Source organism: Allobosea sp. FG18 (assembly GCF_057809495.1).
Genome location: NZ_JBMDKB010000047.1, coordinates 1 through 18,953, shown reverse-complemented (window position 1 = coordinate 18,953; position 18,953 = coordinate 1). Strand labels below are relative to the sequence as shown.

14 protein-coding genes and 2 pseudogenes are annotated in these 18,953 nt (G+C 56.6%); 8 read left to right on the top strand and 8 right to left on the bottom strand.

All coding sequences use genetic code 11. The annotated features are described in order from the left end of the window. Together ACODTJ_RS28195 and ACODTJ_RS28190 are read left to right on the top strand one after the other, a co-directional pair. A pseudogene (locus tag ACODTJ_RS28195) lies at positions 1-948 on the top strand (IS3 family transposase); the annotation flags it as partial. A gap of 71 nt (positions 949-1,019) precedes the next feature. Next, positions 1,020-1,222: pseudogene (locus ACODTJ_RS28190) on the top strand (integrase core domain-containing protein); the annotation flags it as partial. A 220-nt stretch (positions 1,223-1,442) separates the two neighbouring features. On the opposite strand, the gene ACODTJ_RS28185 reads toward ACODTJ_RS28190, so the two are convergent. The 3 genes from ACODTJ_RS28185 to ACODTJ_RS28175 form a co-directional block, all read right to left on the bottom strand. Continuing rightward, complete coding sequence (locus ACODTJ_RS28185; RefSeq protein WP_488851418.1) at positions 1,443-2,519, bottom strand: hypothetical protein; 1,077 nt, start codon at positions 2,517-2,519, stop codon at positions 1,443-1,445. A gap of 140 nt (positions 2,520-2,659) precedes the next feature. Further along, complete coding sequence (locus ACODTJ_RS28180; protein WP_488851416.1) at positions 2,660-3,907, bottom strand: glycosyltransferase; 1,248 nt, start codon at positions 3,905-3,907, stop codon at positions 2,660-2,662. Beyond that, the gene (locus ACODTJ_RS28175) at positions 3,904-5,127 is read right to left on the bottom strand and encodes a hypothetical protein (protein ID WP_488851414.1); all 1,224 of its coding nucleotides are present in this window, start codon (positions 5,125-5,127) and stop codon (positions 3,904-3,906) included. The genes ACODTJ_RS28180 and ACODTJ_RS28175 overlap by 4 nt, the downstream gene beginning before the upstream one ends. 73 nt (positions 5,128-5,200) lie before the next feature. Here ACODTJ_RS28175 and ACODTJ_RS28170 point away from each other — a divergent pair, with 73 nt between their 5' ends. From ACODTJ_RS28170 to ACODTJ_RS28145, 6 genes are all read left to right on the top strand, one after another. Continuing rightward, complete coding sequence (locus tag ACODTJ_RS28170) at positions 5,201-6,025, top strand: tetratricopeptide repeat protein (protein WP_488851412.1); 825 nt, start codon at positions 5,201-5,203, stop codon at positions 6,023-6,025. Between the two features lie 99 nt (positions 6,026-6,124). After that, complete coding sequence (locus ACODTJ_RS28165) at positions 6,125-6,850, top strand: methyltransferase domain-containing protein (RefSeq protein WP_488851410.1); 726 nt, start codon at positions 6,125-6,127, stop codon at positions 6,848-6,850. After that, positions 6,850-7,620: a glucose-1-phosphate cytidylyltransferase gene (gene rfbF / locus ACODTJ_RS28160; protein WP_488851408.1), complete on the top strand. Its 771-nt coding sequence runs from the start codon at positions 6,850-6,852 to the stop codon at positions 7,618-7,620. The genes ACODTJ_RS28165 and rfbF overlap by 1 nt, the downstream gene beginning before the upstream one ends. Positions 7,621-7,651: 31 nt before the next feature. Beyond that, positions 7,652-8,701 (top strand): NAD-dependent epimerase/dehydratase family protein, encoded by a 1,050-nt coding sequence (locus ACODTJ_RS28155; RefSeq protein WP_488851406.1) that lies wholly within the window; start codon positions 7,652-7,654, stop codon positions 8,699-8,701. Positions 8,702-8,722: 21 nt separating this feature from the next. After that, on the top strand, positions 8,723-9,286 hold the full coding sequence (gene rfbC / locus ACODTJ_RS28150; RefSeq protein WP_488851404.1) for a dTDP-4-dehydrorhamnose 3,5-epimerase: 564 nt from the start codon (positions 8,723-8,725) through the stop codon (positions 9,284-9,286). A gap of 4 nt (positions 9,287-9,290) precedes the next feature. Next, positions 9,291-10,211 carry an NAD-dependent epimerase/dehydratase family protein gene (locus ACODTJ_RS28145; protein WP_488851402.1) on the top strand — a complete coding sequence of 307 codons (921 nt, stop codon included), beginning with the start codon at positions 9,291-9,293 and terminating at the stop codon, positions 10,209-10,211. Between the two features lie 6 nt (positions 10,212-10,217). On the opposite strand, the gene ACODTJ_RS28140 is transcribed toward ACODTJ_RS28145, so the two are convergent. The 5 genes from ACODTJ_RS28140 to ACODTJ_RS28120 form a co-directional block, all read right to left on the bottom strand. Then, positions 10,218-11,096 carry a hypothetical protein gene (locus ACODTJ_RS28140; RefSeq protein WP_488851400.1) on the bottom strand — a complete coding sequence of 293 codons (879 nt, stop codon included), beginning with the start codon at positions 11,094-11,096 and terminating at the stop codon, positions 10,218-10,220. Positions 11,097-11,103: 7 nt separating this feature from the next. Further along, positions 11,104-13,017: a glycosyltransferase gene (locus ACODTJ_RS28135; RefSeq protein WP_488851398.1), complete on the bottom strand. Its 1,914-nt coding sequence runs from the start codon at positions 13,015-13,017 to the stop codon at positions 11,104-11,106. After that, positions 13,014-15,575, bottom strand: a complete 2,562-nt coding sequence (locus ACODTJ_RS28130) for a glycosyltransferase (protein ID WP_488851396.1) — start codon at positions 15,573-15,575, stop codon at positions 13,014-13,016. Before ACODTJ_RS28130 ends, ACODTJ_RS28135 begins: the two co-directional genes overlap by 4 nt. Positions 15,576-16,022: 447 nt before the next feature. After that, complete coding sequence (locus ACODTJ_RS28125) at positions 16,023-17,435, bottom strand: mannose-1-phosphate guanylyltransferase/mannose-6-phosphate isomerase (RefSeq protein ID WP_488851394.1); 1,413 nt, start codon at positions 17,433-17,435, stop codon at positions 16,023-16,025. 347 nt (positions 17,436-17,782) lie between these two features. After that, positions 17,783-18,953, bottom strand: a 1,171-nt coding sequence (locus ACODTJ_RS28120) for a glycoside hydrolase family 3 C-terminal domain-containing protein (protein ID WP_488851392.1), incomplete at its 5' end; no start/stop codon positions are given.

The following is an 18,953-nucleotide window of genomic DNA, read 5'->3' as shown; positions in this document are numbered from 1 at the left end:
AACGGTGGCCGGATATTGATCGGAATGCCGGCCGGCTTCACGTCGGAATCCGCATGCTGGCCGAACAGATGCTCGACAACGCGATCCTGAAGGACGTCGCCGCAAAAAATGGTGACGCCCGACGCGAAGCGGAAGGCGGTGGCTCATGCCTGCTCGGTGCATGCGGTGAGCCAGCGTCGGGCGTGCCTGGCCTTGAAGATCGACCGCTCGACGGTGCGCTACACGAGCACCCGGCCGGACGATGCCCTGTTGCGCGAGGCGATGAAGGCCGTGGCAGGAGAGCGCCGGCGGTTCGGCTACCGCAGGATCCACATCATGCTGGACCGCCAGGGCATCGTGATGAACCAGAAGAATCTGCGGCGGCTCTATCGCGAGGAGAAGTTGCAGGTGCGCCGGCGCGGCGGCCGCAAACGGGCACTGGGCACGCGCAGGCCCATGCTCGTGCCTGATCGGGCCAATGCGCGCTGGGGCCTTGATTTTCTGTCCGACACGATCTCGGACGGTCGTCGCTTCAGGGTGCTCGCCATCGTCGACGACTATACGCGCGAGTGCCTGGCACTCGTCGCCGACACCTCACTCTCGGGCCTGCGCGTGGCTCGCGAGCTGGATGGCGTCATTCGCCAGCGCGGCCGGCCGGCGACGATCGTGTCCGGCAACGGCACCGAGTTCACCTCGATGGCGATCCTGCGCTGGTGCCAGGAGACCGGCGTCGCGTGGCACTACATCGCCCCCGGCAAGCCCACGCAGGACGCCTTCGTCGAGAGCTTCAACGGACGCTTCCGGGACGAGTGCCTCAACGATACCCTGTTCTCGGCGCTCGCCGAGGCCCGAAGCGCCATCACCTCATTGAAGGAGGACTACAACCGGAACCGACCCCACTCGGCCCTCGGCAACATCACGCCCGCCGAGTTCGCCCTCAAATCCGAGCTGGAAAAACAGGCCGCCTGAGGCCGGAAATGAAACCCAGGACTCTCCCTCAGGCCGGAGGAGAAATGGATCTCAGGTCACAGGTCACACCCGATAACGCCTTCATCGAGGCGTTCAATGGCCGCTTCCGCAGCGAGTGCCTGAACACGCACTGGTTCCTGACACTTGCGGATGCGGCCGAAAAGATGGAGGTTTGGCTCGATATTATAACGAGGATCGGCCGCACGGGGCCATCGGCAACAAGCCCCCGATCCTGCTGCAGAATCCCGGCGGAACACCCAGCCTACCGCCGTGATCGAAGGCCGGAAACTCCAACCTCCGGCGGTCTAGCAAACGGTCTCGGATCAGGCTCAGATCAAATACCCAATCGCGGTGTCCACGAAGCCGACGGCAGGCCAGCAAAGCCGACCATGCGTTAGATTGACGTCCGAAAACTCAACGGGGCAGGTACCTGTAGGATTGGATATAGATAAAGGCCGCGCCGATGCTCGCTCAAATCTTGAGATTCAGGTGACTTATGACGTTGCCTCAAGAGAAAGTCGCCTGATCGTCATATGTGTTAAACCATATGTCCAAAGTCGAAATTCTATATTCCTGCCAGAAAAGGACGGTGATATCTGGAAAGGTAGGCTAATCGATTTTGATTTGAGATCCGTGCTAGAAAGATCTCTTTGTGCTATAAAGTCATCGCCGGAGACGACCTCAATGGTGCAAACCTGCTTCCTTGTAAGGAGGAGCCGGCCCTGTAATTCTAGGTCGAATTCAAGTAAATATTCGCCCGTCTGGAGAGGGCGTGACGGCCCAAATATGGCGTGCCCTTTTGCGCCGCTGGAAATATGGATTGCACCGTTGTGTCGCCGTGCGCTCTGTCCGAGGCTCATCTGCGGTAGTAGATCAGTTGTAGTTGGTAGATTTTCTTCTTCTGCTCCCGGTGCTGGGCTTAGTTGTTGTTGCACGATAGTGGCAATAGCATTTTCTGCGCGCTTCTGAAGTCCGATCGCAGCGGCCTCAAGTTGAGAAGCTTGTGCGGCGCGCTCGCGGTCGATCTGAGTAAAGCGGGCTTCCATCGCTGCTTTTTCGTCGCGCAATCGATCGGCGGACAAGGCGCGTTCCTCGGCTTCAGTGACGCGGTTGTATAACCGATGAATTTCTTTGGTCAGCTGGTCGTGTTCGGTCAATAGTTGTTGCAGTTCTCCCTTCTTGGCGAGAGATTCGATGGTCAACTCTGCGTTGTCTCGACGGAGTGAGATGATCACTGCGGAGGCGTCCATCCAAGCTCGTTCGACCTCAGCGAGCCGATCGAAGGCCAAGGTTGCATGGCGATAAATGTCAAATCTAAGCTGGCGCTCTCTTGAAAGGTCGCCTTCAAGTTTGTTGATCAACGAACGCATCTCATCTAGCGTCTCTTCAATGGCAGGGCGTTTTTCGAAGGAGGCGCGCTCTTCCTGCCCCTCAACTCGGCCGCCTGCTTGCGCTGGGCGCGAGAGATGCTTGGGTCGTAGGTGCTGATCACCATCGGGTTGCGCTGAAAGCGCGTTAGAGTAGTGGCTGTGCCCACTCTGTAGGGCATCGACTCCAGCGTTAGGCGCCATTGCTGGCTCTTTAACTACCTTCGTGGTCTCTCGCTTCTGCCTAGGAGTTGGTCTCGTGGGCGTGCTCACGTTCCTTTCATCATTCTTCATTTGCGGTTCGACCTGTCTTCCTGTGCACTGGCCCAGCTATTGCAATGTACTCAATAATCGAAACTTGCAGCCCGCGCCAGAGACGAGGCGCCAATGAGCACCTCAACTCGTTCAGCGAGCCCGGATTCGGAGAAGACATGATGCCAATGCAGTTTTCTGCGGCGCGACTGTTCCGTGGGGTCGAGAGAAGGCGGATCGTCGCGAAGAACCGCAACCATTCCTTTGACGAAAGTTACCGGATTGTCAGCAATGGTGATGCCGGGGGCATCGAAGAAGTCTTCGAATGAGCGCATTGCATGGCGGCTGGCGATAATAGGTAGGCCGGAGGCCAGAGCCTCGGCTGTTTTCAGATTGCCGCCCCCGCCGATACGAACTGGCAGGATCGCCGCCCGGGCATATGCATACAGCCAGTTTAGTTCCTCATCGTCCGGTCTGGGGAAGAGCGCTGTTCGTCGCGCCAGCGCGTTGGCAAGTGGTGCATGGCGAGAGTCAGTGGGAAGCGCTTTTCCGATACCGCCGCAGAGCGCCACGCAAGGGCGCGGTGGAAGGTTGAAGAGCGCATCTGGGTGCAGGAGGTAACTGGCGAAGCCGTCAATATTAGGCAGATACGGTCCACCGACAAAGACTGCATATGGATTGCTATCAAGCGCCTGGTGTCCTGGTGGTGGGCGCCTCTCCAAACTGGGTGGATTGCAACCATTCCGAACAACAAGTGCATCCGACCCCCAGCTGGCATAGGCGCTCGCATCAGAATGGCTGACTGCTACTACGAGTGTTGAGGCTTCCACGCACTCGCGCTCAATGCGTTCGATGCGGGCTTGTACGCGGCGAGCGGCCTCTGCTGTCGCACCATCAAGCTGGAGCACTGCTGCACGCAGAGGCGCTTCGACGTTGTGAGAGGAGTAGATAAGGGGCACTTTGCGGAAGTCGTCCGACTGCCTGAGGCGTTTGACAAGTGGCCAGAGGAAAGGTTGTTCGAGTTGCAGCGCGTGAGGTTCAGCTGAGAGGATGGCACGTGCGAAACTTGCAAAAATATCGGGATCGCGAGCCGCGAATTCTCCAGCTTCCAGATCAGATGTGTATCGCGCTCTCCATAGCGCCGGCTCGCAAGGAAAAAAAGGTCGATCGAGCTGGCTTGTTTGATGCGTATCATAAGAATTTCGATCGTATACGCAAGCATATATGTAGTCAATTCCAATAGTGTCGTAGAAACGTTGAAAAGCGGCAGCGCGACGCTGTCCCCCCTCCAGCGGCTGTACTATAGGATAAGTACCAAGGCCGAAGATACGGTGCTTCATTCGTGAGAGCTGTTATGGAGCGCATCGATGAAAGCATGCGCGATTTCCCTTGAGTCTATCGACGGGGTGGGCGGGGCGGTCGTAGCAATAGCTGCGGCAATTGCGTCGCCCCATGAATATAGGTCGAGTGGATCAAGGCCGGTGACGAGGGGCCTTCCGGCGGTCGCCGCAGCTGCGAGGCCCGCACCGCCCCATCCGGGAACTCCTACGTCAACGAGTGCACGGCAGCTCTCGATGAGGCGCAAAATCTCGCTACGAGAGGGAGCTTGAACGATCTTGATCGTTCCGTTCGCGGCAGGGTTGCGCGTGATACGTTCTCTGACTGCCGCCCCGCCATATGCATCTGAGCCGGCAATGACCAAATGATCACGTCCGCGTTGGAGCCGGCCATCCGCGAAGGCGGCAAGAACGGCTTCCACCAGAGTTGCTTGTCGGCCCGCGTCGCCGATCGGCCCGACACACAGTGCGGTCCGTTGCAAGGTTTCTGAAAGCGGCGGACATGTCAGATTGGCGACGGTCTCTGGAATGCCTTCGATTCGCGCTGGGGCTCGACGTCTGATGGCGTGGATCCTGCCTGCGTTCGCAGCTGCCTCACCCATGCAAAAAATCAGATCCGCAATCCAAGGAAGCTCGCCCCACAGCTCTGTCAGAACCTCAATTTCGATTGGTGCGAAGAGATGCGGTGTATCGAGCGGGCGCGGGTCGGGGGCTAGGGCGACGAAATATGTGCCTGCTTGCTCGACTTGCAGCATCAGGGCATCGAGACGGGATGTGTCGGCGGGCGTTCGATTGAAGATCACCACGAGCGCGTCGTGAGCCGTGAGTTGAAGGGTTTGAGCGCGGACCGTGCTGGAAGCCGGCAGAACGCCCGCTGCGCGTTCGGCCGCGATGGATTTCCACCGTACGATTTCGGCAAGGCGCATGGTGCGTAGAGATGAAATACTGAGCCGCATTTCGCCTGGCGAATCGTGCCGGATTGCGGTCGCGTTCTGAGTTTCACGGGGAAAGCCAGCGCGAGCGGCTTGAACCGCCTCCTGCGTGGTCAACATAAATCCGTCACTGGACAGGAAAGCGAGCGTGACGGGGAGGGCCGTGGGGATAGGATTGGATACGAGCGCATGCGCCAAATCTAACGAAAACACTGCGCCGGCAGGCTCGTGCATTAACGCAGTGACGTCAAAAACGATGCGCTGGATAGGCGCATTTGCCTTGTAAGTCATCACAGACCAAATAATTTAAGGGAAAAATTCCTTAGTTCGTATGTATACGTGTCCATGAAAAACGGGCTTGTCAATGAATGCGTGGCTGAAGAAGATCGTGATAACGCGCCTTGTTGTCGCTGCGAGCATGGCTCAAACTCGACGTCGCTTCGCTGCAGCCCGTAGGGCTTGGGCGCAGTTACTTGAAATTGATCCCGATAATATCAATGCTCAGCTTCAATTCGGTAACGTGGCGAAGGAGATGGGCGACCTTGAGGCTGCTCGAACAAGCTTTGTCTGCGGCCTGGCGGCTGCGCCCGGCGATGTACGCTTCTTGGAAGGGCTTGCTCGAGTCGAGATGCGAGCTGGCAATTGGGAGGCGGCTACGACTCGCTGGGAACAGGCGGTAACTATTCTGGCGCGAGGAGCAGAAACACCCGCTTCTCGTCGTCTGGCAGGCGAGTGGTTCCGGGCAGAGGCAGTATGTCGCGTGCTCTCTGGCGACATCGGGCGCGCACGAATCGCCGGAATGCTCGGCCATCTACTGGATCCCGGGGCTCGTCATACTGCGGAGATGCGGCTTCTGCGGGCCCGACTGATCAAAGGCACTCGTCCGCGGACGGCTTTCGCGATCTTGGAACGAGCACATAATGCCTTTCCCGTAGATATCTCGATTTTGTTCGAGCTTGTCTCTGCAGCGCTTGAGGTGAGTTCGGCAGAGGTAGCTTCCTACTACGGCGCTCGCCTCGTTCTTTTGAATCCGCGGGACCTGCCATCCCTGCGACTCGCTGCAGCCGCAGCGGATCGCGCGGGGCAGGCGAGCAAATTTGCCACAGTGATTGCCCTTATCCAGGCTTTGGAGCCAGAAGATGATTTTGCTCGGCAGGCGCTAATGCGGAGCCCAACACAAGGCGTCTAGGGATTATGTTGTAAGTTTTAGGTGGCGCACCTCCGCAGTTATTGGTAACCGCTTGCATATAGTTTGATATTGATTTTCGCGCTTTCCAAGGAAGGTTTAATGCACGATACGGCCTACGATTTGGGGCGGCGGTTCCTTCGAGCGTATGTATCGCAGCCTGCCAGCGTCGTGGTTGAGATCGGCGCAGCCGATGTTAATGGATCTTTCCGCTCATTCGCGCCGTTGGGGACGACGTATATTGGGTTTGATTTCGAGCCCACGGCTGGTGTCGATGTGGTCGTTGCGCCGCGCGGGTCGCTGCCTTTGTCTGATGGGGTAGTCGATGCCGTTATTTCGACTTCTCAATTTGAGCATGACGATTTTTTTTGGATGACATTTGCGGAATGTATGCGGGTATTGAAACCTGGTGGCTTTTTTTACCTGAACGCGCCGTCAAATGGCTGGTATCATCGCTATCCAAGCGATAATTGGCGCTTTTACCCAGATGCCGGCCATGCTCTTGCCCGCTGGGCTGGTGCTTGTGGTTACGTAACTACGCTGGTCGAGAGCTTCGTTCGACCAAGGCACGGCGACATCTGGAACGATTTTTGTGCCGTCTTCGCGCGCGAACCGTACGCGCCCGAGCGTCATCAAAATTTACTCTGCGACGAGGTTGAGGGCTGGAATGTTTGGCGCCCTGGCGCAACGGCAGCGGAGCGTTTATCGGCTTGCAGCGAGGACATGGCGCTCATCGGAAAGTTGCGCGCGGAGAACATGGAACTTAAAACGCGGCTGGCAGCGTTAGAAGCGCTTGTCCCTACCGCGGGTGGTGCGGGGGAGTATTGATGAAGGCTGTAATCCTAGCCGGCGGGCTCGGTACGCGTTTCGCCGAAGAAACGCAGTTGAAACCTAAGCCTATGATCGAAATCGGCGGAAGGCCAATACTTTGGCATATAATGAAAATATATTTTTCGCATGGGATCTCAGAATTTATAGTCTGTTTGGGATATAAAGGTTATGTGATTAAAGAGTTTTTTCAAAATTACCGTTTGCATTCTTCGGATGTCACTTTTGATCTTGCTTCGGATCAGGTAGTGATACATAAAAATTACGCTGAGCCTTGGCGTATCACTCTTGTTGAGACCGGTGAGGATACGATGATCGGTGGGCGGATCAAGCGTATTCTACCTTACATTGGCGACGATGTGGCTTTTTGCCTAACCTATGGTGACGGTGTCGGGGACGTGGATATTCGCGCTGTGATTGATTTGCACACGCAGTCTGGCCGGCTTGCAACTGTTACGGGAGTACAGCCGCCAGGGCGCTTTGGCGCGCTTACTTATGACGGCCAACTCGTCACGGGCTTCCAAGAAAAGCCTGTAGGCGACGGAGGGTGGATCAATGGCGGCTTCTTCGTTCTGTCGCCAAAGGTTGGAGGTTATATCGATGGCGATGCGACAATTTGGGAACGCGAGCCAATGGAGCGTCTTGCCGCCGAAGGCGAGATGAATGTGCATTTCCACCAAGGCTTCTGGCAGCCTATGGATACATTGCGCGATAAGCGTCACCTGGAAGATCTGTGGAACAAGGGCAAGGCGCCTTGGAAAATTTGGTGAGGTTGAGCCTGCGGATTAGAAAGGAAGTTCTATGCGTATCTTGATTACGGGCAACATGGGATACGTTGGCCCCGTTTTGGCCAGGGCCTTGCGCGCACGATATCCTCGGGTCGAACTCGTCGGCTTCGACAGCGCGTTCTTTGGGCAGTCGCTAACCGGCGCTACTACGCTGCCTGAGGCTGTACTCGATCGTCAGATTTATGGTGACGTGCGCGAGCTTCCGGGGGAGTTGCTGCAAGACGTTGACGCCGTAGTCCATTTAGCCGCCATCTCAAACGACCCGATGGGTTCAAAATTTGAAGATGTGACGGGCGAAGTGAATCAAAAGGCTTCAGAGCGTCTCGCTGCACTGGCTCGAGACGCCGGCGTTAAGAGCTTTGTGTTTGCTTCAAGCTGTTCCTTGTACGGCTATGCGGAAGGGGGCGCGCGCAAGGAGAGCGATCCGACGAATCCTCTAACTGCTTACGCTCGTTCGAAGATCGGTACCGAACGTGCGCTCCAAGCTATGGATCGCGGAGCGATGATTGTAACGTCGCTGCGCTTCGCAACGGCTTGCGGCTGGTCTGATCGGCTCCGTCTCGATTTGGTCCTCAATGATTTCGTTGCTTGTGCGGTTTCGTCCGGCCAAATCACTGTATTATCTGACGGTTCGCCATGGCGGCCGCTCATCGACGTCGAGGATATGGCGCGGGCGATCGATTGGGCGATTCATCGCGAGACAACAAATGGCGGAGCATTTCTGTCCGTAAACGTCGGTACGGATTCGGGGAATTTCCAGGTTCGCGAACTCGCCGAGGCAGTTGCACGTGCCGTGCCAAGCACCAAGGTTTCGATTAATACCGACGCTCCACCTGACAAGCGCAGCTATAAAGTGGATTTCGGACTTTATCGTCAAATAGCGCCTCAGGCACAGCCGCAACTTACGCTCGCGCGTTCCATCGAACGGTTGCGCGATGGCATGATGGCCATGAAGTTTGACGATGCCGACTTTCGTGTCTCTCCGTTAATGCGACTGAAAACGCTCGAAGGCCACATCACCGCTGGCCGTTTAAGCCAGGAATTGCGCTGGCGACGCACGTAACAGGCTGCGAAGGATACGGCTGTGATCTTTGAACCTACGTCACTTCAAGGCGCTTATCTGATCAATCTTGAGAAGAGAGGGGATGATCGCGGCTTTTTCGCGCGCTTCTTTTGCGAGAGAGAATTTGCGGATCAGGGCCTTGTCTCGCGGTATGCTCAGGCGAACACATCGCTTAGCGCCCAAAAAGGTACGCTGCGAGGCATGCATTATCAGCTGCCGCCTTCTGCCGAAGTGAAGATCGTGCGCTGCCTGCGAGGAGCTTTGTTCGATGTCATCGTAGATTTGCGTGCGGGCTCTCCTTCGTTCGGAAAATGGTTCGGCGCAGAATTGTCTGAAGAAAATCGGACTATGATGTATGTTCCGAAAGGATTTGCTCATGGCTTCATCACGCTAAAGGATGATGTTGAAGCTCTGTATTTTGTTTCAGATCACTACGCCCCTCGTGCTGAGCGGGGGCTTCGGTGGAACGATGCGGCAATCGGAATTGAATGGCCGGTCGAGCCAACCGAGATTTCCGACAAGGATCGCAACTGGCCGGATTTGAACACGGAGTTTCACGGATTGGAAGCGATGCGGGACCTTTGACGTTATGAAAGTTCTTCTTACTGGTGCGAGCTCGTTCACCGGTTACTGGTTTGCGCGATCGCTCGCCGAGGCCGGCCACGAGGTGGTAGCAACGCTCATGCGCCCGCGTGCAGCTTACAGCGAGGGCGTCAGGGCAGAACGGGTTCGGCGACTCGAAGGGTTTGCTGAACTTGCATTTGACATTCCATTTGGTAGCCCTGCCTTTCTCGCCATGGCCAAGCGGGGCTACGATGTACTCGGCCACCACGCAGCGCAGGTCGGCGATTACCGTGACCCAGATTTTGACGTTGCGGGGGCGTTGGCCGCGAACACACGTAACTTGCGCCAGGTTCTTTCGACCATGGCCGATGCTGGGTTAAAGGCCTTGGTGTTGACAGGTAGCGTTTTTGAGGAGGGCGAGGGCGTGGGCGAGGCACCCATGCGGGCGTTCTCATCCTATGGCGTCTCTAAGGGCATAACTGCGGGATATGTTCGTCATACGTGCGGCGACATTGGTGTGCCGTTTGCCAAGTTCGTCATTCCCAACCCATTCGGTCCACTGGAGGAAGCCCGCTTCTGCGCTTATCTTATCCGCACGTGGAAAGAAGGGCGAGTTGCAGCCGTTAATACACCATCTTATGTACGTGATAACATTCACGTCTCGCTGCTCTCCAGGGCCTATGTCGGCTTCGTGGCAGAGGTTGCTGCTGGCCTTCCGCGATCGCGTCTCAACCCGTCGGGGTATGTTGAGGAGCAGGGACGTTTTGCCGAGCGCTTTGCATCTGCGATGCGCCCGCGCCTTGATTTGCCTTGTGCCTTAGATCTGAAGGTTCAGGTGGATTTTGTTGAACCGATAATGCGCGTCAATTTTGATAACGTTGCGCATTACGCCTCCGGCTGGACTGAGGATGAGGCGTGGGACACAATTGCGGACTGGTATCGCTGAGCTTTTCTAGGTTGGCGGTTGCGACGGCGTGGGTAGAGTAGGCACATCATCGCGAGCGGCGAGCTGCCTGCGCCAAGTCGGAAAAACCGATGGTATTGATGAGTTCACAGCACGCAACCCCGCAAGCCAAGTCTGATCGATAATACGAGTACCTTGAGCGCGGAGTCTGACGGTGAGCATGTGCTCGTTGATAATAGCAAGAGCCTTGTCTTCGAAAAGAGGTAACGTCTCGGCGGATAGCGTAAAGTGGGAATGCCAAGCCGTGCCTTGACCGGTGCCTTGATCTGAGGTCAGCCAATCGCTGATCAACTTCAGATAACCGGGAGAGAGCGGATTATCCGGGCGGAATGGCTGCGCCGGGTTGCCAGAAAAAAGAGGCTTGCGCCGAGCATACGCAAGCGGTCCGAGCAATGCCAAATCAACCGGCGCTGCCATGACCCACGACGAGCGGATCCAATATTGGGATTCGAAACCATACGCCGAAATCATCATGGGATAGGCATCAATATGCCCCAGGGCAACGCCGCCCTTCGCTACGAGGTGTAGAATTTCTATGTCGAAGCGTTCCGTGTAGCGCGTATAGTATTGATCGTAGGCCGCGGTCGCGAGATGAATGACGTCATAATCGAAGACTTGCGAGCCGATTCTATCCAATGCTTTATCGAACCCGCTGAATTCGCGAAAGGCAGTATCTCCGCCGAGGATCTCCTTCGTATCAGAAAGTCTCTCGAAGTAATCGGGTGGCAGCGCATTGTCGACGATCAATACATGATGTTCGACTTCAGGGGCTGCGCGTGCAAAGATCCGCTCGATTTTCTCATCTGCTCCGGCATAAGATGTGGTGCCGAAGCGTGCGAGCAGAGTCAGGACACGAAGTTTTGTCATGCGAGCCTTACCTGCTATGCGCCATCTGACGGAAAATGCGTTCGCGTGCACGCCAGCGTGCGCCGTCAGCTTCCCGCGCGAGCCGCTGGCCGAATTCAACCACGCGACCCGCGACGCCTGCCCAGTCGAGTGGTCGGGCGTTAAGCATCAAAGATTGTCCGAGTGTAACCTCAATAATATCCTCGTTGTTTAGCAGGCGATAAACCATCGTAACGAGCTCATCAACCGTGCTAAACTTCGCAAGCCGGGCCTTCCCTGGTGATATTTCACCGGCGATCTCTTCGAGTAAGGGGCTTGCGCGTGCTACGACTGTTGCGCCGGCGGCAAGGCCCTCTAGGATTGGCAATCCGAAACCCTCGTAAAAGCTCGGATAGACTACGACCTTAGCTTCCGCATACATATACGCAATTTGGTCATGCGAGAGTTTGCCGCTTGCGTGTGCTTCGACGTTACCAAGCTCGAAGGGTAACTGGGCGAGGCATGTCACACGCTGGAACGGGAAGGCATTTGCAAGTACATCGACGGTTGAAGCGACGTCTTTATGGCGTAAGTTATTGCCGACTACGAAGATCGTATTCCGTTGAGGGGGGGGCTTTTTCTCCACCTCACGTTGATATTCAGATAGATCGAAGCTGTGATGATAAACAGAGCGTGGCATGTCGGCGCGCATCGGAAACCTTCTTGAGAAGAGGTCGCACGTATAGGCAGAATTGAAAAGAAGGCCGTCAGTGTGTTCCCCTGCAAATTGAAAGGCGCGAATATGCGACTCTTCCGAAAGGTAGACCGTATCGATTCCTATTGAATCAAGAAGAGCGCATCCAATTGCGCGGCCCCAGCCATGGATCTCGCGCCAGAGTTCCATGTCCCAGACTTGGCTTAGCCGTAGCACCGTGTCGTATCGTTGCGACCCAACTTCGATCAAAAATGTAACGTTCGGAAAAATCTTATCGAGTTCATGGAAGGTCCGAGACTGTGGTAGAACTAGGACGACAACGTTATCGTCAAGGCCGCGGTGGTTGAGTCCACGGAGAACTCCCAGAATACTGACTGCAGTGCCGTTAAATCCAGGCTCCATGTTACGTGCGTCAAGAAGGAGGCGCGGGCCCGCGCACTCATCGCCACGAATTGCGGCCGCAAGTCGCTCAAACCGCAAAGCTTCATCACGCTCAAGCCGCTTTACTACGGCATTCGTATCAGCGTTCCGCGCAAGGCGCTCGATGTCGTCTCCCATTGGCAATCCGCCGCAGGTCTCTGGTGGCCCGAGCACCGGCACAATACGGCGATTGTCGAGGACGGTCGAGAAGCCGGCGCGACGAAGTTCGGAAAACCAAGCACGCAAGCAAGTACCAAAATTTTCGTAGCATGAAGGTGCAACAATGCCTGCCAGCGCATCCGCTCGAACGAGTGTCACGGGCTCGAAAGTCTCGGAGTGGATTTGCGAAGGAGGTAAATCGAGCAAGACTCTGCGATGCATTTGTAGCCTATCGGCGGCGGGACGTTCGGCAAGCGTCCAGACCTCTGATCCTCGGGCTAGGCCAAGGCGCGGCACGGCAAGTCCCGTTAGTGGATCCTTTCGCACTAGTGCTTGGAGAGCGCGTATACTTTCAATCAGCGGGCGCGCCAGCCCGAAAATGACGAGTAAGTCTGCCTTGCGCGCTTCAGCACGGCTCCTGATCTCCTCTAAAAGCCGCGCTGGGGCCAGCCGTCCGTCATGTGCCCTAAAGTTTAGTGAGCCACTCACGATTTCCGGTGGCTCGGCGTCGAGAACAACCAGATCAACGCATGCTTCTGCGGCAGCCCATTCGAGGTCATCACCAAGGACTTTGCCAGCGTCTAGGGGCAATCCCAGGGAAAAAATTTGTGGCCGCGTCAAACACAAGACGATTGACAGCGATGGCGAGCGAAAGATCGGGGCAATCATACCAATTTCGTTCGTTTATGCTTGCTCCACCAGCCAGAAGGCTGCTGCGCGACCATATAGCGCCCGAATAAGCTTCGTTCAACACCCAACCAGCGTCCCGCTTCGGCGTAGACGGTATCCCCGCCAAAACGCTTAGAAAGCTGCGTGCGTGTTGACGACGTGGGCAGTCGTGGCGGGGTTACTAGCTTGGAGATGACCGCGTCCGCGAATTCGGGCCAAGAGCGGACGACAGAGCAGTTCGTTAGAAGGTCCGTTGCAATGCCATCGACGCCGTTCGGCCAAGCAACGAGTGGCCGAAAGTGTGAGAGTGCCTCGACACTTTTTACTTTTAGACCTGTACCTGCTACGACTGGATTAATGACGAGGCGTGCGGCTCGATATTCCGACGTCAAGTCGTCTACAATTCCGAGCGGTGTGACGCCGGGTATGCCGTTTGACACTTCGGCGCCCATGCTCCCAACAATGCGCAGTTCGGCCTGAGGAACAGCGGCGCGAATTCGATTCCAGGCGAAGCGCAGGAAATCCGCCATCCCTTTTCGGTTTAGGGCATTGCCGGAACCGACAACAAGGACGCGGGTTCCCTTAGGAGACGAGGCAGAATCCACAAAGTCGAAGTCCACCCCCATTGTTGCAACAGTGAGATTCGGGGCGAGGCGGCGCACTAGCTGTGCCTCGCGCGACTGAATCGCAAATATCGCATCCGCTCTTCGCATCAGGCGACTTTCTGTCTCAGCAGTGAGTGTCAGGCCGTCGGCTACACCAAAGTAACGTACTTGATCCAATTTCGCGGAGAAAAGGTCATGCATGTCGATAAAGGAGCGATTTTTTCGATCCATCAGAGGGAGCCAGCGTGTCATGAATATGTAGTTTATGTAGAAAGTGATCTTTTCATCAAGGTTCTGCAAGCACAACGCGGCTTCAATCAATGCGTCGAAACAAAAAGTTCGTTCATGATGTAGGATTGTCCCCTCGTGACTAATCTCTGGCTCATCAAGGATGGGTCCCATTGCACGGATCTTTCGTCCGGAAAGCGCGTCAAACCTCAAACGACCGCTACGGCTCTGAACTCGAATCTCGCCTCCGCGCTCGACGACTGCCACATCGCCATATCGCTTGCCGATTTCGTCGATCTGGTCGTCGCTGATTTGACTGTCGAGAGGTCCAATCAAGATCGCGGTCCGAAAGCCTTTAGCCTGGAGCCAATTAAGAAAACGCCCAATCCGATACTCGTTCCCTGCCCGCATAGGGTAGGGCGGTACATGCGTGACGCAGACAAGCAAGGGGCCATGCGGGTTGGCGGCTTCGCCAGGTTGTGTTGGCCGAATTTTGCGAACCGAAAAGCGAGGCTCCAATGAGATTGGAGCGGCCACTGATGCGGCGGCAGCTACTTCCTGCTCTGCAATGTCGGCCACCTCGACCGGGCGAGCATGCCGGCCTTCGAAGCGGCCGGTGAATGCGTAGTCGACAAGTGGATTTACCCCTTTAGCGGCAATGATCGGATGATCTGTTAGATACGCAGTAGTCGAGAAATTGGGTCCGGGATCGCGTCCTTCGGACATGCCGAATTCGAGATAATGAAACAGCGGATCGGTCCCGCTGACCGGCACATCAGGATAGCGTTGACAATACCAGTTTTCATCAAAGCCGGCCTCATAAAGCGCATCGCGAAACGGTGTCGCAATTTCAAGAAGACATGCGCTTGCCGAAATCTTTTTGCGGCCCTCGGAAGCTCCCCAATGCAAATAATGAGAGAGCGGGTTTCTTCCGGCTTGCGCAACATCATAATGATGAAGCAGGTATCCATCGACCGAGAAATTTGGACCAGGATCACGGCCCAAGCAAACTCCAGTATCCATAAAATCTAAAAGTAGTTCGAACGGTGTCAAGTTGTGTAGGTTATAGGTTTTGGCGTACCAATCAAAGTCAAAGAAATTATTTGGTTTGAATCCAGCTGTTGCTCCAGCGCGCTTAAAGTGATCCAGGGCCGATTCTTCAGGGTGCATCTGGTCGAAAAAATTGGCTTTATACCATTGATCGTCGACCATCGGATCAAGATCCAGAAGTCGGAAAAATCGATCTGGCGGCGTCATCTCGTTAAATGCTTCGAGGGGCAGGCGCGCGTTACGGGATGCGCGATAGAGATCCCGCAAAACTTGGACCATTTCAGCGCGGGCATTGTGTTTGGCGATAGTGCCGTAGTCGAGGGCTACTTGGGCTGCTGTGGCTTGACGGCGTTCTTTCCGTGCTTGTTGGGCGACGAGTGCGACGGTTGTGCGTGCCTCATCGCGTTCAGCTTCGGCGATTTCGGCTCGGATCGTCGCGTCGGCAAGCGCGCGTTCTAAGGCGTAGGATCGAGAGTTCGTCCGTGCAAGTTCTGTTTCGTACGCGTCGATCGCGATCACCGCAGATTCTGCTGAAAGTGCGATATCCGCTGTAGATGCCAATGAAGTGAGGTGACGAATCTGATTCTCTAGAGTTGCTAGAGCATCGCTCGCGCGAATAAGCGAACGGAGATTTGCATCTGCTGTCATTGGCCGAATCTGCTCTTCGAAAATCAACTATTCCATCGAAAAAATTCGAAGCGCGAATATGGCACTGCTTCGTACGCTACAGTCAAATAACTTATACTGAAAAAGTGTTTTAAGCTAGAGTAGGATGCCGAGGTTAATGGCTTTAATTGAGCCGTGTTTCAGTACGCCTGCTCATCGCTAGGTTCTGAAATCATGTAGGCGCCAAGATGTCGACAAGGTATAAATTCCTATTGCTGTTGTATTTAGAGATTCTTCTACAAGGGCCTTCCTGAAAGTAATTAATCTTAACAATTAGATTATTTGCCCGTCATTCTTGGAAAATGAACTGTGATGGATCGCTGAAAAAATGTAGACAACAGATTCGAGGCTTGATTAAGTGCGAGATCGGGATCGGAAAGACGAGTTCTAGCTAGGCGAGCCGCTACAGCTAACGAGGTGTGATCTCAATGTGCAGATAAGCGGCTGGAATTCATCTCACGTGCGCTTATAAATATCTTGAACGCGGACGATATCATCTTCGCCAAGGTACGATCCAACCTGAACCTCGATCAATTCAAGCGGTATCTTGCCGGGATTGGCCATGCGATGGACGCAGCCGATCGGCAGGTAGATCGATTCCGTTTCATGCACGATGATCGTCTCGTCGTTGCGCGTCACTTCGGCGGTGCCGCGCACGACGACCCAGTGTTCGGCTCGATGGAAATGCTTCTGCAGCGACAAAATGCCGCCCGGCTTCACGGTGATCCGCTTGACCTGATAGCGCGCTCCCATGTCGACCGAGAGGTACTTCCCCCAGGGGCGCTGGATTTCGCGATGGGCGCCGGCTTCCGATTCGCCGTGGGCGGTGATGAGCGCCACCATCTCCTTGACCTTGTCCGCCTTCGCCTTGGGGGCGACGAGGACGGCGTCGCGCGTCGAGATGACCGCGATATCGTCGAGGCCGATCACGGCGACCAGTGCATCCTCTGAGCGGATGAGGTTGTTCGCGCCGTTCAGGACGTAGCCGCGCCCTTCAATGACGTTGCCGTCGGCGTTCTTCTCGGACAGGTCCCAGACCGCCGACCAGCCGCCCACGTCCGACCAGCCGAAATTGCCGGCGACGACGGCTGCCTTTTGAGTGCGCTCCATCACCGCATAGTCGATCGAAATCGTCTTGGCCTGGCTGAAAGCGGCAGCGCCGAGGAGCAGGAAATCGAGATCGGGCTCGGCTCTGGCAATGGCTTCGGAAACCGGCGTCAGGACGTCTGGTTCGAAGTTTTCGAGCTCCGTCCGCATGGTCGCTGCGTCGAAAATGAAGTTGCCGGAATTCCAGAGATAACCATCCAGCAAATACTGCGCCGCGCGCTTTGCATCGGGTTTCTCTACGAAGGCGGCGATGCGGCGGGCTCCGTCCGCGATGGCCTCTCCGGGCTGGATGTAGCCGTAGCCCGTGGCCGGAGACGTCGGGGGGATGCCGATCGTGACGATGCGCCCTTGCCCCGCGATGGTGCCGGCGTGGCGGCAGGTTTCGACGAAAAGATCGCCGTCCTGGACGACGTGATCAGCGGCGAAAACGCCCACGATGGCATCAGGGGCGCGGGCAAGCGCAAGCTCGGTTGCTGCAGCGACCGCGGCCGCAGAATCGCGCCGCATTGGCTCGAGCACGATCTGCGCTGACAATCCACAGGCCTGAAGCTGCTCCTGAACCGTGAAGCGATACTCGACATTGGTGATGACGATCGCGGGCGTGAAGACCTTGTCGTTCGACAGGAGTTTCACCACCCGTTGAAAGGTCGAATCCTGGCCGAAGAGTGGGATGAATTGCTTCGGCATGGTGTCGCGCGAAACGGGCCATAGCCGCGTTCCAGCGCCGCCGCACATGATGACAGGTATAATCTTCGAAGGCATGGGCTGTAGACCTGCGCGACTCTCTGCGTCAGGCATTCAATAAAGCATACCACACGATCATTCCATGAGGAATGCGTACAAGAGTTGCCGTTTTTGATTATGACGTCTGTGCTACGGATGAGGCGCTTTCGTGATGCTGCGGAACTGCCTTCGCATAGTCCGGGTCGACGCAGTTCCAAATGATGGAGCGCCAGCCCGGCCATCGATTCGATTGCTTACGGCGGGCGTGGGGACACGCTCGCTGCCAGCAAGCATCGGGGACCCGGGATTGCCGATTATCCAAGCCTCGTCGCAATATCATGCGACGAGGGATATTTCCGATGAAGAGATGGGCCGAAGCCCCCTTCTCACGCCAACACAAACGACTGCTGCAGCACGTCGCGCGAATCCAGTCCGAGCTGCACGTCGAATTGACCGCTCTCGACCACTTCCTTCAGCTCGCCATTGACGAACTTGAGCTGGTCCGGGCCGATCTCGAAGCGCACCATGCGGCTTTCGCCGGGCTTCAGCGTCACCTTCTGGAAGCCCTTCAGCTCCTTCACCGGCCGCGCGATCGAGGCATAGGGATCGGCGATATAGAGCTGCACGACATTCGCCCCTTCGAAGCTGCCGGTATTGGTCAGCGTCGCCTCGGCGGTGAGCTTCTCGCCGCGCTTGATGCGGTTGGCCGAGAGCTTGAGGTCGGTCAGGGTGAACTGGCTGAAGCTTCGGCCGAAGCCGAACGGATAGAGCGCGCCCTGCTCCTCCTCGAAATATTGCGAGGTGTAGTTGCCGGGCTTGCCCTCCGTATAGGGGCGGCCGATCCGCAGCGCGTTGTAATAGGTCGGGATCTGGCCGGCCGAGCGCGGGAAGCTGATCGGCAGTTTGGCGGAGGGGTTGTGGTCGCCGAACAGGATGTCGGCGATGGCGTTGCCGCCCTCGGTGCCGGCGTACCAGGTCTCCAGCAGCGCGTCGGCATTGTCCTTTTCCCAGCCGATGGCGAGCGGGCGACCGTTCATCAGCAGGACGACGAGCGGCTTGCCGGTCGCCTTCAACGCCTGGAGCAGCTTGCGCTGCGAGCCGGGCATCTCGATCGTGACGCGGCTCGACGATTCATGCGACATGCCGCGCACCTCGCCGACGACGGCGATCACCACATCGGCCTGGTTGGCGACGGCGACGGCCTCCTCGATCATCACGTCGAGCGGACGGGAATCCTGGATGACCTCCGGCTTGTCCCAGTTCAGGAAGTTCAGGTAGTCGACGACCTTCTGGTCGTCGAGCACGTTGGCGCCGCGCGCGGTCAGCAGCTTCGCCTTGCCTTCGATCGCCTTCTCGATGCCGGCCTTGACCGTGATGGCCTGCTCGGCGACGCCCTGCGCCGACCAACTGCCGAGGATGTCGAGCCCGGAATCGGCCAGCGGTCCGACCAGCGCGATCGTGCCCTGCTTCTTCAGCGGCAGGGTCTGGTTGCGGTTCTCCAGCAGCACGATGGTGTCGCGCGCGATCTCGCGGGCCGGCTCGCGGTGCAGGCGGTCG